The organism is Campylobacter concisus (assembly GCF_015230015.1).
Classification (GTDB): Bacteria; Campylobacterota; Campylobacteria; order Campylobacterales; family Campylobacteraceae; genus Campylobacter_A; species Campylobacter_A concisus_AF.
The window spans coordinates 58,444-73,766 of the sequence record NZ_JAAKZC010000001.1 but is presented as its reverse complement, the minus strand read 5'-3'; the positions used below and the strand labels follow the sequence as shown (position 1 = coordinate 73,766).

12 protein-coding genes and 2 pseudogenes are annotated in these 15,323 nt (G+C 40.9%); 13 read left to right on the top strand and 1 reads right to left on the bottom strand.

The window, feature by feature from the left end; translation table 11 throughout:
- Window positions 1-5 precede the first annotated feature (5 nt).
- A complete protein-coding gene (locus G6W42_RS00300; protein WP_194172499.1) occupies window positions 6-1,373 on the bottom strand; it encodes a Na+/H+ antiporter NhaC family protein in 1,368 nt (455 codons plus the stop codon).
- A 119-nt stretch (window positions 1,374-1,492) separates the two neighbouring features.
- On the opposite strand from G6W42_RS00300, the gene pyrE reads away from it, so the two are divergent.
- The 13 genes and pseudogenes from pyrE to G6W42_RS00240 all read left to right on the top strand — a co-directional run bounded on the left by pyrE (window position 1,493) and on the right by G6W42_RS00240 (window position 15,322).
- A complete protein-coding gene (gene pyrE / locus G6W42_RS00295) occupies window positions 1,493-2,101 on the top strand; it encodes an orotate phosphoribosyltransferase (protein WP_194172498.1) in 609 nt (202 codons plus the stop codon).
- Window positions 2,102-2,297: 196 nt separating this feature from the next.
- Window positions 2,298-3,143 (top strand): annotated as a pseudogene (locus G6W42_RS10765) (cache domain-containing protein); the annotation flags it as partial.
- A gap of 351 nt (window positions 3,144-3,494) precedes the next feature.
- Window positions 3,495-3,684, top strand: a pseudogene (locus G6W42_RS10760) (methyl-accepting chemotaxis protein); the annotation flags it as partial.
- Between the two features lie 485 nt (window positions 3,685-4,169).
- Window positions 4,170-4,859 carry a response regulator transcription factor gene (locus G6W42_RS00285; protein ID WP_194172496.1) on the top strand — a complete coding sequence of 230 codons (690 nt, stop codon included), beginning with the start codon at window positions 4,170-4,172 and terminating at the stop codon, window positions 4,857-4,859.
- A complete protein-coding gene (locus G6W42_RS00280; RefSeq protein WP_194172495.1) occupies window positions 4,849-6,276 on the top strand; it encodes a c-type heme family protein in 1,428 nt (475 codons plus the stop codon). Before G6W42_RS00285 ends, G6W42_RS00280 begins: the two co-directional genes overlap by 11 nt.
- 95 nt (window positions 6,277-6,371) lie before the next feature.
- Window positions 6,372-8,438, top strand: a complete 2,067-nt coding sequence (locus tag G6W42_RS00275; RefSeq protein WP_009295151.1) for a cytochrome c — start codon at window positions 6,372-6,374, stop codon at window positions 8,436-8,438.
- A gap of 44 nt (window positions 8,439-8,482) precedes the next feature.
- Window positions 8,483-9,241, top strand: a complete 759-nt coding sequence (locus tag G6W42_RS00270) for an FKBP-type peptidyl-prolyl cis-trans isomerase (RefSeq protein ID WP_194172494.1) — start codon at window positions 8,483-8,485, stop codon at window positions 9,239-9,241.
- A gap of 19 nt (window positions 9,242-9,260) precedes the next feature.
- Complete coding sequence (locus G6W42_RS00265) at window positions 9,261-9,932, top strand: 4Fe-4S dicluster domain-containing protein (protein ID WP_009295155.1); 672 nt, start codon at window positions 9,261-9,263, stop codon at window positions 9,930-9,932.
- Between the two features lies 1 nt (window position 9,933).
- Complete coding sequence (nrfD, locus tag G6W42_RS00260) at window positions 9,934-10,863, top strand: NrfD/PsrC family molybdoenzyme membrane anchor subunit (protein WP_194172493.1); 930 nt, start codon at window positions 9,934-9,936, stop codon at window positions 10,861-10,863.
- 16 nt (window positions 10,864-10,879) lie between these two features.
- Complete coding sequence (gene ccsA / locus G6W42_RS00255; RefSeq protein ID WP_194172492.1) at window positions 10,880-13,498, top strand: cytochrome c biogenesis protein; 2,619 nt, start codon at window positions 10,880-10,882, stop codon at window positions 13,496-13,498.
- 8 nt (window positions 13,499-13,506) lie between these two features.
- A complete protein-coding gene (locus tag G6W42_RS00250) occupies window positions 13,507-14,328 on the top strand; it encodes an SEL1-like repeat protein (RefSeq protein ID WP_194172491.1) in 822 nt (273 codons plus the stop codon).
- A complete protein-coding gene (locus tag G6W42_RS00245; RefSeq protein WP_194172638.1) occupies window positions 14,328-14,867 on the top strand; it encodes a hypothetical protein in 540 nt (179 codons plus the stop codon). Before G6W42_RS00250 ends, G6W42_RS00245 begins: the two co-directional genes overlap by 1 nt.
- The gene (locus G6W42_RS00240) at window positions 14,864-15,322 is read left to right on the top strand and encodes a nitrous oxide reductase accessory protein NosL (protein ID WP_194172490.1); all 459 of its coding nucleotides are present in this window, start codon (window positions 14,864-14,866) and stop codon (window positions 15,320-15,322) included. Before G6W42_RS00245 ends, G6W42_RS00240 begins: the two co-directional genes overlap by 4 nt.
- Window position 15,323 lies beyond the last annotated feature (1 nt).

Sequence of the window (15,323 nt, the reverse complement as noted above, 5' to 3'; positions counted from 1 at the left end):
AAATTTTATCCAAGTATCAACGCACCTACGACGCCACCGATGATTAGTGGGATGTTAAAAAATACAAATGTAGGCACGCAAGTATCATATATGTGGTTGTGCTCGCCGTCTGCATTTAAGCCGCTTGTTGGCCCAAGTGTGCTGTCGCTCGCTGGGCTTCCAGCGTCACCTAGAGCTGCTGCTATACCAACTAGCAAGATGATAGCTGGCACGCCAAATCCAAGGCTAAGGCAAAGTGGCACGTAGATAGAGGCTAGGATAGGGATCGTGCCAAAGCTAGTGCCTATGCCCATCGTAACAAGTAGTCCGATAAGTAGCATCAAAAGAGCTCCGCCTATCTTACCGCCAGAGACCAAACTAGCGTATTTTACAAGCTCGTCTATACCGCCACTCTCTCTTAAAATGGTGCCGTATCCTGCCGCAACAAGCATGATAAATGCGATAAAGCCCATCATAGCAAGGCCATTATCCATGATCTTATCTACTTTTTTATATTCTATTCCACCAAAAACGACCATAACCAAAAGTCCAAGCAGCGCACCAAGTGGCAAGAGCGAAGTATAAATTTGCACGACAAAGGCGACAACCGCACCAGCTAAGACCGCCCACTCTTTTTTAGTCATCTCAAGGCTCTTTGCGCGCTCTAATTCATCAAGCTCGGCCTTTTCAAATTTAGATGTTTTATAAACGCGCTTTCTGCCGTAGACAAAAATGGCAATGATAAGACCAACTAACATCGACGCACCGCCGATCCACATTACCGATGAGATATCTGAGATAGTTGTGTTTATGCCGTTGTTTGCTAGCTCTTTTTTAAGGATATTGTGAAAAAGAAGACCAAAGCCAACGCTAAGGCTCACATAAGGCGCTTGCAGTCCAAATGTAAGAGCGCAAGCCACCGCACGCCTATCTATGCCCATTTTATTCATAAGAGCAAGAAGTGGCGGGATCAAGATAGGTATGAAGGCTATGTGAACTGGGATCAAATTTTGAGACAAGCAAGCGATAAAAGCGATAGTTAGCGTGAATATCACCTTATTTGAGCTAAGAAATTTACTCATTGCATTTATCAAAATGGCTGTTAAATTTGTATTTGCAATGGCAGCTGCAAGAGCACCTAGTAAGATGTAGCTTAGCGAGGTCTCAAGATTGCCTTGCATACCGCTTATAAGGCTTTGCGTGGTCTCTTTTAGAGCTGTGAAAAAGCTATCTATGCCGCTTGTAAAGCCACTTTCAAATCCGCTAAAACCATGCTTATACATAACCCCAGCGACAAGGGCTGAGATGAGGATAGAAAGAAGGATGTTAAAGCGCAGCAAACATAGCACCGTCATCACCAAAATGCTAAAAACAACAGGGTTAAAGAGAAGCATGAGTGTCCTTTTTGTATGAGTGCAAGAATTATACAAGGGTGGGGCTTATTAAATTTTAAAAAGAGTGGCTTAAGTGGGTATGTGTTAAGATTTTTGGCAAATTTTAAAAGGAAAAAGCGATGAATTTAGAGAAAATTTACAAGGACGCTGGGGCGTATTTAGAGGGGCACTTTTTGCTAAGTAGTGGCAACCACTCGCAGTTTTATCTACAAAGCGCAAAGGTGCTTGAAGACCCAGCACTTGCGGCAAAGCTAGCAGATGAGCTTGCGTGCGTGATAGAGAAATTTGGCATTAAATTTGATAGCGTTTGCTCGCCAGCGCTTGGTGGAATTTTGGCTGGATACGAGCTAGCTCGTGCGGCAAAAAAACGCTTTATATTTACAGAGCGCGTTGATAGGGTGATGAGCCTAAGGCGCGGCTTTGAAGTGAAAAAGGGCGAGAAATTTATAGTTTGTGAAGACATCATAACAACTGGTGGCTCAGCACTTGAAGCAGCGCACGTGATAGAGAGCCTTGGTGGCGAAGTGGTTGGCTTTGCAGCGCTTGCAAACCGTGGATTTTGCAAGGTCGCAAATTTAGGAAATGAAGCTAAGGCAAACGCAAAACTGCCAAGCGACAAGCCATTTTTCGCTTTGGGAAATTTTGAATTTGAAATTTACGAGCCAGAGCACTGTCCGCTTTGTAAGAGCGGTAGCAAGGCTATTAAGCCTGGAAGCAGAGGCAACTAAATTTTATAAAATTTAACGCTCAAAGCTTAAAATAATAATTTTTGTAACTTATTCATTATTTTGGGCTTTGAGTAAAATTTCTCATCAAATTTTCTCTTTTTTTCTTAAATTTTAAAAGTTAATTTATAATTAATATTTGAATGTATAAAATGGCACACAATTTTTTAGGAAATCCCAAAATGCAAGGACGTGTGCTATGAAAATATCTACAAAGATAATTCTCACTTTTGTATTCTCAGTTTTACTTGTCAGCTGTTTGCTCATCTTTTTAAATAGCAAATTTTCAAGCAACCTCACGCAGTTTTTCACCAACAAGTCCTACGACGAACTGGTAAATGCCAGAAAAGAAAATTTAAAAGATGACGTCGAGACGATCAATCAAATGATGCGTGAAATTTATAATGGCGGCAAAGAAAAAGGGTTAAGCGACGATGAGATAAAAAAAGAAATTTTTAGAGTCGTCTCAAAGCTAAAATTCTTTAGCGATAAAACTGGCTATATCTTCATCTACGATTACGACGGCGTTGTTTTGATGCACCCTGAAAAGCCATCGCTTGTTGGTAAAAATTTGATCGGACTAAAAGATCCAAAAGGGCTACTTCTTATAAAAGAGCTCATCGAAAAGGCTAAACAAGGTGGCGGATTTGTCACATTTGGCTGGGCGAAAAAAGAGGGGCAGGAGCCAGTGGAGAAGCTTGGCTACGCTGCAAATTTTGAGCCATATAAATGGATGCTAGGAAGTGGCGTATATGTCGATGACTTGGCGGACGAGATAGAAAAGACAAAGGTCGTGTTAAACGAGCAAAACAGCCAAAATACAAAAACATTTATCATCGCTTGCGCCCTGATCACGATTGTTTTGATAGCTATCGTGCTATTTATCTTAAGTAGGGTGATCATTAGACCTATAAAAAATATCGTTGCAAATTTAATCGCGATGTCAGATGAGATAAAAAGTGGCAGAGGCGATCTTACTAAAAAGCTTGAAGTTAGTGGCAAAGATGAAATTTCAAACATCAAAAGCTCTATAAATGACCTAACAAGCGAGCTAAGATCTGTGATAGAGAGCGTTAAAGGCCTAGCGCATGAGAACTCTTCTATCGCCGAGCAACTCTCTTCAACATCAGCTCAAACTACAAATTTAACCAACAAATCTTCGCTAATCGTCACAGATACGACAAATATGGCAAAAAATATGTCAGAAGAGATAAAGAGCTCATTTGAAGAGGCTAAGAAGAGCAAAGAAAATCTTGAAAGAACCTGTCTATATATAAATGAAGTTTCAAACGATGTTTTGGGGCTTAGCAAAAATGTCGATGAGGCTGCAAATAGCGAAATTTCACTCGCTAGCTCGATGAAAAGCCTAGCTGATCAAGCTAAAAATGTAAAAGATGTCTTAAATATCATCGATGACATCGCTGATCAGACAAATTTGCTTGCCCTTAATGCTGCGATAGAAGCGGCGCGTGCAGGAGAGCATGGACGTGGCTTTGCAGTCGTGGCTGATGAGGTTAGACAGCTAGCTGAACGCACGCAAAATAGCCTAAGCGAGATAAATGCAACTATAAATTTAATCGTTGAAGCGATCTCAAACTCAAGCCATACCATCGGCGATAATGCTAAAAAAGCTGGTGAGCTTTGCAAAAAATCAGCCCAGATAAATGAAAAAATAGAAAATATGAACCAGCTAATGAACGAGACTGTTAGCTTAAATGAAACCTCTACGAGGGATTATATAGAGACTGGAAATAAGGTCGAAGAGCTGATAAAAGGCATCGTAAATATCGATGAAATTTCAAAACAAAACTCAAAAAGCATGGATGAAATCTCACTTGCAGCTGCTCATCTTTCAAAGATGACTGATAATCTAAACACCAGCCTTTCAAAATTTAGAACCTGATAAATTTAGCCAAATATTTGGCTAAATTTAACTTTATCTTTTAAATTTATCGCTTAAGTAGCGAGCCGATTTTTTACTTTAAGCTTACGATCATGATGTAAATTTATGAAATAATTTTTATTTTGTGTTATTTAAGTCGGCATTTTGGCTTAAGAGATGAGATGACGTATGCAAGAGTATGATATTTTAGATGTTTTATCAAACAAAAAGGTCCTTTGCTTAGAGGATGAAGAGGCGATATTAAAAAACATTTGCGCCTCGCTGGAGCTATTTTTCGCAGAGGTTAAAGGCGTAACAGATGGCTTTGATGCGCTTGAGCTTGCTATGAGCGGGGCGTATGACGCTTTAGTGCTTGATATCAGCGTGCCAAATATCGATGGTCTTGAGATCGCTAAAAAAGTAAGAGCTATCAATCAAAAAATCCCTATCGTGATCCTTTCTAGCCACGTCGAGCAAGAGTATTTGTGGCGTGCGGTCGAGCTAAAGATCACAAGATATCTTGCAAAACCATACGATAAAAAATCTTTCATCAAAGCGCTTGAAGATGTGGCTTTTGAGCTAGTTGGGCGCACGCCAACCATCAGGCTAAATGACGAGCTTGAGTATGATTTTGGCAAAAAAGCGCTTTACATAAATGGCGAAATTTCTCATCTAAGTAAGAGCGAGAGCAAGCTTTTGGAGTATTTTTTAAACAACAAAAACCAAACCATTACTTATGAGCAAATTTTTGACTACATCTGGGACTACGAGCAGCCGACAAAAGAGGCGATAAAGACCATCGTAAAAGAGCTTAGAAGAAAGCTTGGCAAAGACGTGATCAAAAATTTATACGGCGTGGGCTACCTTTGTGAGATATAAATTTCAGCTAATAGTCGGTGCTTTTATCTTTGTCTATCTGCTAGTTTCGGCACTTGTTTTAAATTTTTACAACGATCTTGCGATGAAAGACGCCAAAAGAGAGGCGCATTATGTGCTTGAGAGTATAAATTCTGTAAGAGAGTACATCTCAGGCGTGCAACGTCCGCTGATCGAACAGCTAAAGCAAGAGGGCATCCTAAAAGAGGACTTTTTTGACGAGAGACTTCTATCATCTTCATATATAAGCCGTGAAATTTACAACATCCAAAAGAAAAAATACAACCTTGAATTTGACTACAAGCTAGTTGCTATCGCTCCGCTAAATAAAGCTCACGAGCCAAATGAATTTGAAGCTGGCGTCTTGCACGGCTTTAAAGAGAATAAATTTCAAGAATTTGTAAAGATAATAAAAGATGAAAATGGCTCACAGCTCTTTGTGGGTCTGCCTATAAAAAACCAAAGTCCAAGCTGTCTAGCCTGTCATAGCAGTGCAAATGCCCCACAACAAATGCTAGAAAAATACGGCATGGAGGGCATAGAGATCCCAGATGTGAACGAAACGGTTGCGATGATCTCTTTTAAGATACCAATCCGCGCCATTTTTACCTACCATTTGCAAGAGATCATCGTCATAATGAGCGCCATAACGCTTATATTTGGGCTATTTTTACTACTTGTTTATAAGATGCATAAGCGTGGTGAAGAGAGCAAAAGGCAGACTGAGCAGCTAATGATACATCAAAGCCGCCTAGCCTCTATGGGCGAGATGATAGGCAATATCTCGCACCAGTGGAAGCAGCCACTTGCTCAGATAAGCTCAGCTTTAATAAATTTAGAGCTTTACCAGGAGCGAAAAAAGCTTGATGAGGCGAAAATTTATGAGTTTATAGAAGAGACAAGCAAGCAGATAAATTTCATGTCAGAAACCGTTGATGACTTTAAAAATTTCTTTAGTCCAAATACCTTGAGAAAAGAGTTTAAGGTGCTTGAAGTGATAAATCAAACGATTAAAATTTTAAACGCAACGCTTAAAAAGTATCAGATCGAAGTGCAGTTAGAGGTGAGAGAAAATTTTGAACTGTTTGCAAATTTCAATGAGATAATCCAAATTCTAATAAACATCATAAATAATGCCAAAGACGCATTTAAGCAGAGCTACACAAAGCCAAGAGTGATAAAAATAAGCACCTTTTTAAAAGATAATCGCAAGAATTTATGCGTGCAAAATAACGCAGGAGCGATAAAAAATTCATTTTTAAAGGTCATCTTTGAACCACACTTTAGCACAAAAGAGAGCGGTAGTGGGCTTGGGCTATATATGAGCCGTCTTATCGCTCGCAAAAACAATGCCCTTATCTTTGCTAAAAACGTAGATGAAAACCACGTTGCATTTACAATTAGTTTCGAAAATTTATAATTTGTTAATTTTCCCCCTTTTCTACCCTTTTTTGGTGTTAAGATTATCAGTATGAAATCATTTTGATTTTAGGATAAAAATTCAAAGGAGGAGACGTGAGAAACTTACACAAAGCCTTAGCAGGCTTACTCATGGGTGTTAGTATCTTTGCTTCACAAGCCTGTTGCGAAGAGCATAATATGCAGATGTCCGATAAAGCACGTGATGTTATCGCAAATCCTAAAGGCACACTGCAAAGTAGAGGTGTTGTCTCCTTGCAAGACTACGTCGTAGAAGAGCAAGAGATGTATAACTGGCTATTTAAAAACCACCCTATTTTTACAAAGTATGGTGGCAAAACCGTCGGCAAAATGGTCGTTCATGACCGCGGCTTAGAGTGGCTTGCCGAGGGACATGGCTTTGATATGTCAAAGCTTAGTAAAAGAGATGGCGGTAAGGGCTATAGCTCTATGATGTATAGAATTCCAGCCACCTCATCACTTCAGTTTCCTAATAAATTTGTAGGACCAGAAAAGTGCGGTGAGTGTCACCCAGCTCAGTATGAGGTCTGGAGCAGATCTCGCCACGCAACTACTATGCGCTTCCCTGGCGAGCACCCAGAGGTCAATAACAACCTAACTGAGCCAGTATTTGACAAAGATACCGCTTCTATCCTTCCAAAAGGTATCACTCCAGATGTCATCTACGCAACCGTTGGTCACTTAAGAACTAAGATGGGCTACGTCGATGCATGGCTACTTCGTGGTACTTACTACGTTGAGGGCGGTTTGCTAAGAGATGGCACAGGTCAGATCGTAGCTGGCGGTAACCAATGGCAAAGAACATGGGCGTTAAATTTAGATGACGCAACTGTTAAAAAGATAAAAGAGCTCGTCCCAGAATTTCCTGGCACTCTTGAAGAGTATGGCGATAATGGCGGATATGTCAGAGGTCTTGCCTCATACGCCGCAAAACATAAAAAGTCTATGTTTTTCCAAGCAAACTCATCATATTGTGAGGTTTGCCACCCAGTTAAATTTGACTTTAAGTCAAAAGCAGAATTTTACGCAGCACTTGGTAATGCCAAAGAGCTTCAAAAACACACTATCTCAAAAGGCGTAAGCTGTGAGGAGTGCCACGGAGCTGGCGGTCACCTTGATGGAGCTACAAATTTTAGAACATCAAACTGCGAACGCTGTCACCAAAGATTTAACTTTAGCCCAGATCTAATGCGTGCTAACCCACTCAATAACGGCAAGCTAGATCTTTCTTTAAGCTCTAAATTTAAATCAATGGGACCAGGATGCGGCTCAGAAGGTTCTCAATCATACTTTACCGCTCACTACGATAAAGGCATGAGATGCGTCACTTGCCACGATCCACACGACAACACAGGTAACGTTGTAGGCGATAAGAGCGTAACTGGTATGAACTACAACCCAGATCAAGGCTATCTAAGTGCGTTCTACACTAAACCAAAGATCAAAAAAGATTGTAAAGATTGTCACGAGACTCAAGCATATATCGCATCAAAAGCAGATACACACAAAAACAATACTTGTGCATCTTGCCACATGCCATTTATGATGAGCTGCGAGAATTTCTACGCTGTTCAGTTCCAAGACAACGCTGGCTTTGATACTCAAAGACGCTCTCACATCTGGAAGATCATGGTCGATCCAAAAGAGAAATCTTTAGTACCAGGCGACGCTGCTAAAGGTCCAAGAGATGCTAAAGATTGGCACTTTGAGAGAGATAAAAATGGCCACAACTATGTTGATTTGATGTGGGCATGCGCTAGAACATCTTGGGCTGATAAAGATATGAAAGATAATAAAGGCTGCCATAGCCCAGTGCTATCTGAGCTAAAACCAACACTTCATTTTAAAAACCAAAAACAAGTTTATGATGAGGTTATGGGATGGCAAACTCCAGTTAAGAATGAATTCTCAGAGGTCAAAATAGGCATCGAGGGAATTTACTCACTACTAGAGACTAAAAAGCTAGATCCAAGTGATAAAGCAAGAGTTTATGAGCTTGTCCAAAATGCTCAAGAGATCATCGATATGGTCGAAAAAGATGGTTCGTGGGGTATGCATGGATTTAAATTTACTAAACAAAGACTAGATGCATCTAAAGAGTATATAAAAGAAGCTCAGAGAATTCTAAACAAAAATTTATAGCATTTAGGGGCTAGTTTTAGCCCCTTTAATCTTAAGGGTTTGAAATGAAAAATGGGTTTTTAAAATGTTCGCTACTTCTTAGCCTAAGTGTGGCTAGCCTCTTGGCAAATGTCGATACAAACGACTCTTATGCCATAGGCGCAACAAGTGGTGGATATGTTTTAAAAGGACTGCTAGATCAAAAGCAACTAGGTGTTGGCTATGACGCTGATGCAGTGATAAAAGGCTTTAGCGATGCACTAAAGAGCGAGCTAAAACTAAGTGATGATGAGATAGCAAAGCTACTAAACAAAAGGGCTGAAAATTTAGACAAGATAGTAAAAGAAAAAGAGGCTGCCAAGCTAAAAGAGAATTTAGCCCAAGGCAAAGCCTATATGGAAAAAAATGCAAAAAACAAAAATGTAAAAACAACAAAATCAAATTTACAATATGAGATCATAAAAAGTAGCTCAAAAGGGGCTACACCAAAGCCTGAGAGCATCATCATAGTAAATTATAAAGCAAGCTTTGTCGATGGCAAGGTCTTTGACGAGACAAAAGAGGCTCCAGCTCATCTTTCGATGCTAAATTTGATCCCTGGACTTGAAGAGGGTCTGATGCTTATGAAAGAGGGCGAGAAGTTTAAATTTGTCATCCCGCCTGAGCTTGCATACGGCGATAGCGGCATGGAGGGGATACCTGGTGGCGAGACTATCGTTTTTGAGATAGAGCTTATTAAGGTCTTAAAGCCTGGCGAACTAGCTGAGGCAGCAAGAAAAATTCATGAAAAAGAGCAAAATGAGGGCATTAAAAAGCCTCATTAAGGCATAAATGGAGTTAAAAATGCAAAATCAAAATAGCAGAAGAGCCTTCTTTAAACGCATGGCAGTTGTGGCTGCTGGTGCTAGCGTGGCAAGTAGTGGTTTTGCTTTTAAGAGTGAAGAGAGTGCGAAAAAACCACATTTTGGCATGATATTTGACCAAAACAAATGCGTTGGCTGCACGGACTGTGAAGTGGCATGTAGAAAAGTAAATTTAGTCCCAAAAGGACAGATGAGACTTTTTGTAGAGGATAAGACTGATCCAAAGAATTTGCTTGATAAAAGATATGTAAGAGTATCTTGTCAGCAGTGTGAGGATGCGCCTTGTGTCGCTGTTTGCCCAACAAAAGCCTGTCACAAGGACATAAAAACTGGCATCCAAACTACAAACATAGATGACTGCATCGCCTGTAAATACTGCATCGTGGCCTGTCCTTACGACGTGAGATATATCGATAAAGTCAATCACTCAGCCCAAAGCTGTAACTTCTGCATAGATACAAATTTAAAGGATAAAAAAGATCCAGCCTGCGTTGAGGCGTGCAGATATGAGGCTTTGGTATTTGGTGATTTAAACGATGAGAGCTCGCACATTAGCCAGCTTTTAGCTGTCAAAGATAGCATAAGGCTAAGAGCAGAACTTGGCACAAAACCAAGCCTTAGATATATTCCTAAAGTAAAAGCGGGGGTGTAAGATGGATGGTGCATTAAATTTCACTGCGACATTTTCGCACGCAGTTGAGTGGGGCTGGCCGATCGCTGTTTATCTTCTGCTAGCTGGTATGAGTGGCGGAGCGCTAATAGCTGCCATACTTCTAAAGCGCTACAAAAGGCAAGAGAGCTTTAGCCCATTTTTCAAGGCTGCTTCGCTTTTGGCATTTGTTAGCATCATGCTTGGCATGGTTTGCTTGATAGCTGACCTTGAAAAGCCACTTTTGTTTTGGAAAATTTTGATTAATTACAACTTCACATCAGTTATGTCTATCGGTGTAGCTGGACTTTGTGTCTTTATACCGCTTAGCTTTTTGATGTGTTTGTATGCGTTTAGCGCGGAGTTAAAGTCATTTTGTGGCTTTTTTGATGGCGTGATGAAAATTTTATCGCCACTTTATCCGCTCTTAAGTGCGCTTTGCTTGCTTTTTGCGGTTATCATTTGCGCATATACAGGCTTTTTGATCTCGGTGCTTATTAGATTTCCACTTTTAAACACCGCTGTTTTACCAGCACTTTTCATAGCTTCAGGACTAAGTGCTGGCATAAGTGGCAGCAGCTTGATAGCGGCACTATTTTTCAAAGAAGATCCACACTCAAGCGACCTTAGCTCGCTTCATGGCGTGGAGTTTTATGTATTATGTGCTGAAATTTTGCTTATATTAATGCTTTTTGTCTCACTTTTGCTTGGCTCAAGCTATCAGCAAGGCGCGGCAGTTGCATTTTATAGTGGCGTTTGGGCAAATTTCTTCTGGCTTGGGGTTGTTTTAGTTGGCTTTGTCTTGCCTCTTGTTTTAAATTTCGCACTTGGCAAGATGAAATTTAGCTTCTACCTTGGCTCATTTGCAGCAGTCGTTGGCGTTTTATTGCTTAGGGTTTTTATACTTTATGCAGGACAGACTTATAGCATTTAAGGCTTAAGGGCAAGTGATGAAAATTTTAAACATTTATCGCTTGTCTTTAATATTATTATTTATCCTTGCTTTTGGTGCAGGGGTGGCGACCTTTTTGGAAAATTTTTATGACACACAGACGGCTAGAGTGCTTGTTTATGAAGCGCTCTGGTACGAGTGCGTCATGGCAGCTTGTGCCATTTGCTTAGCCATTAGCATCGTAAAAACCAAGATGTATAAGAAATTTGGCGCATTTTTGATACATCTTGCTTTTATTCTGATCTTTATCGGTGCTGCGCTTACAAGATACTTTGGCGAAGAGGGCGTACTACACTTAAGAGTGGGCGAGAGTGGCAACACCATGCAAAGCACAAAGCCTTATTTGAGAGTTGAGATGCCAAATGAGAGCTTTAGCTTCCCACTAAGACTTAGCTTGCTTGGCAAAAATGACTTTAGCTTTAAAAAAGATATAAACGGCAAAGAATTTGAGATAAAGATAACTGGCTATAAAAAAGATGAGAAAAACGCCCCAGCTACGCTTAGCATAGAGGCTGGCTTTGCTGGGCAAAAGAGCAAAACTGCCAAGGTAAGAGGCGGAGCTGGATATGATCTTGAGCCAAGCATATTAAGCTTTGATGGGCAAGAGGCGAAATTTTACTTTAGCTCTGATGCCATAAATTTACCATTTACACTAAGGCTTGATAAATTTATCCTAGAGCGCTACGCAGGGCTAAATAGCCCATCATCTTACACGAGCAAAGTAAACATCGCAGGTGCCGAGCATGAAATTTCACTAAATCACCCACTAAGCATCATGGGCTATAAAATCTTTCAGTCATCATACGACGCTGACGAGCTTGGGAGCGCCTTTGAGATCAGCTTTGATCCTGGTAAAGTGCCAACTTACATCGGATATTTTCTGCTTTGCCTTGGCTTTGTGGGAAATTTATTTAGCAAAAAGAGCCGATTTTTTAGACTTTGTAACTTCATAAAAGGCACTCAGTTTGCATTTTTGGCTCTACTTTTACTAAATGCCACGCCAAATTTCGCAAGCGATGAAGCCATAAATTTTAAAGCTCATGCAGATAAATTTGCCAAAATTTTAGTTCAAACTGATAGCAGGATCGCCCCAGCTAGCTCGGCTACAAGGGCTGTGATAAGCAAAATTTCAACCAAAACTACGCTTTTTGGGCTTAGTAGTGATGAGCTTATGCTCTCTTTTGCCATCTCGCCACAAGAGTGGATGGATAAAGGGATGGTAAAGATCACAAGCGATCGTGTGGGCGAGCTTCTTGGAGTTAGTGAGAAATTTGCTAGTTTTAAGGACGTTTTTAACGAAAATGGCGAGTATAAGCTGGCTAAATTTGTAGAGGCTGCAAATGAAAAATCCGCCTCAAAAAGAGATAAATTTGACAATGATGTGATCAAATTTGACGAGAGGCTAAATGTCTTATACCTTGCGCTAAAGGGAGAAATTTTAAAATTTATCCCAGCTAAAAATAATGATGCTATCACGTGGCTAGGCGTAAATGAAGCCTTTAGCAAAGATGAAATTTCAAACGATTTTAAAAGTGTTTTAGGCGCTTATATAGAGAATTTAAGCCTTTGCGTAAAAAGTGGCGAGTGCGAGAGTGCCAATAGGAGTTTGGAGCAAATTTCAGGCTATCAAAGAAGCACTCTAGGCTCTCTTGCGCCAAGCGAGGCAAAGGTTGGTCTTGAAGTGCTTTACAACCAAATGGAGATATTTAAATTTCTTATCTATTTTTACATGATCCTAGCTCTTGCTTCGCTCGCTCTTGGCTTTTATAGGCTATTTTTTGGGAGGAAATTTAGATTTGAAAGAGCGATTAGCCTTGCGTTTTTTACTGCGTTTATAGTGCATGCTCTAAATTTAGCCCTACGCGCTTACATCTCAGGTCACGCACCTTGGAGCGATGCTTATGAGAGTTTAGTCTATATCTCGCTTATAAGCGTGCTAGCTGGAGTGCTATTTTTCAAGCATCAAAGCTTCGCACTAGGCGCTGCTTCGCTCTTTGCAAGCGTTAGCTTGCTGGTTGCTCATCTAAATTTTATAAACCCTCAGATAACAAATTTAGTCCCTGTTTTAAAGTCATTTTGGCTTAGCGTGCACGTAAGCGTCATCACAGCAAGCTACGGCTTTTTGGGCTTTGGCTTTGTGCTGGGGCTTGTGGGACTTATCTTGATGGCTCTAAAAAATGACAAAAATGAGCAAAAGCTTATCGAGCAGATAAGATACCTGGCAGCCACCGACGAGCTAAGCCTCATCATAGGTCTTAGTCTGCTAACGATCGGAAATTTCTTAGGCGGCGTCTGGGCGAACGAGAGCTGGGGCAGATACTGGGGCTGGGACAGCAAAGAGAGCTGGTCATACATCACGATCATCGTCTATGCCATAGTGCTTCATCTAAGGTTTATACCAAAACTAAGGGGCGTTTTTACCTTTTTAACAGCTAGCGTGCTATCATTTGCTTCGGTGCTTTTTACATATTTTGGAGTAAATTTCTACCTTAGCGGACTTCACTCATACGCAAATGGCGAGAGCTTTGGCGTTTCTGGGCTAATATACTTGATCTTGGCAGCTCTTGCCTTGCTGATCGCCCTAGCCTACCGCGGCAGAGATATAAAAGTAGTTTAGGAGATATGATGAAGAGTTTGGTTTTACTGGCTGCTAGTTTGTGCGTTTTAAATGCTGGCTACATCAAAGAGGCTTTAAGCGCAAAAGATGATCACAATAAGCTAGCGCAAATTTATGAAGATGCTTGCGACAAAGAGAAAAAGGCATCAGGCTGCTATAACCTAGCTGTGCTTTACAGCAGAGGTGATGGCAACGTCAAAAAGGACGAGGCAAAGGCGGCAATGCTTTATGAAAAGGCTTGCGATCAAAATTTCTCTATGGCTTGTAGCAACCTTGGCTACGTCTATGAAAAGGGCAAAGGCGTAGAAAAAGACCTAGCAAAAGCGGTTAAATTTTATGAAAAAGCATGTAGCGACAACGAGGGCTGCACCGAGCTTGGCTTGCTTTATGCAAATGGCACTGGCGTGAGAAAAGATCTAAAAAAGGCAAAAGAGCTCTATGAAAAGGCTTGCAAGGCAGGGGATGGCATGGGATGTAGCAACCTTGGCTACCTATACGCTCAGGGCGAAGGTGTCGAGAAAGACTATGCAAAAGCTAAAGCAAACTACGAGATGGCTTGCGCAAACGAAGCTGGCATAGGGTGTGACAACCTTGGCTTTTTATATGTCTATGCCCAAGGGGTTGATCAAAATTTAACAAAAGCGACAAAACTTTACGAGCAAGCGTGCATATATGGATATGAAAAAGGCTGCAACAACTACGCTATCATGCTAGCTGAGGGCAAAGGCGTGAAAGAAGACGTGGAAAAAGCACGTGAAATTTTCACTAAAAGCTGCAAAAATGGCCTAAAAGAGGCTTGCGAGAATTTGGAAATTTTAGGAAAACATTGATGCCTTTCATGAGCTGGGGCAATATGCAGGCAAGCCTTGAGGCGCTATATCTGCTAGATAGTGCTTTGACGGAGCCTGGAGAGGAACATCTAAGGCTCATTTCTAAGACAAAAGGCGAAAATAGCCTAAGATATAAAGTAGATAACGGGCAGGGTGATCTGCTAGATGTGATATTTACGCGTGAGGCGGTGTTGGTTAGAGGGTTTGACCATGAAAATGAGCTAAATGCGCTTAGCATGGCAGATAAAAGCGTGATAGAGCAAATTTATAGTGGCGAGGCTGCTAAATTTCGCTCTTACTTCTTGCCAGATGAGATAGAGCAGACGACCTTTTTTATCTGGTATGACGGAGCGGAGCATCAAAATTTAGTCGGTAGCAATAGCGGAGGACGCTGGCTGCTTGGATATGCCTTTGATGATTTTGATAAATTTAGTGAGTTTGTAAAGGGCTACTACGAGATAGACTTTGATAATGAGATGTTAAAAAAGCTCTATGAAAAGGGCGAGTTAGAAAAAGAGAGATTAAAGGAGATAAGATGAAATTTATAGCTTTGTTGCTTAGTGCGGTTTTTGCCTTGTGGGCTGGAAATTTGACGAGTGAGACAAACATAAACGCCTATAAAGTGGCAAAAGAGCGCATCGAGCTACCAAAAGATGCAAGATGTGCGGTGTGTGGCATGCCTATAACAAACAAGCAGTGGGCGACACTTATCAAGGCTGATGGCAAGGACTATTACTTTGACGGCGTAAAAGATATGGCGCACTTTTACTTTGCTGATGAGAGGGCGAAAGAGGCTTATGTGAGTGATTATTACACGCTTGAAAAGCTCGAGGCAAAAGATGCGTTTTATGTCCATGGCTCAAATGTTTTTGGACCGATGGGCGAGGAATTTATCCCATTTAAAGACGAAGCAAAGGCTCAGAGCTTTATGAAAGATCACGCTGGCAAAGGTGTCATAAAATTTGACGAGATAAAGACTTATATCGGTAAATAAA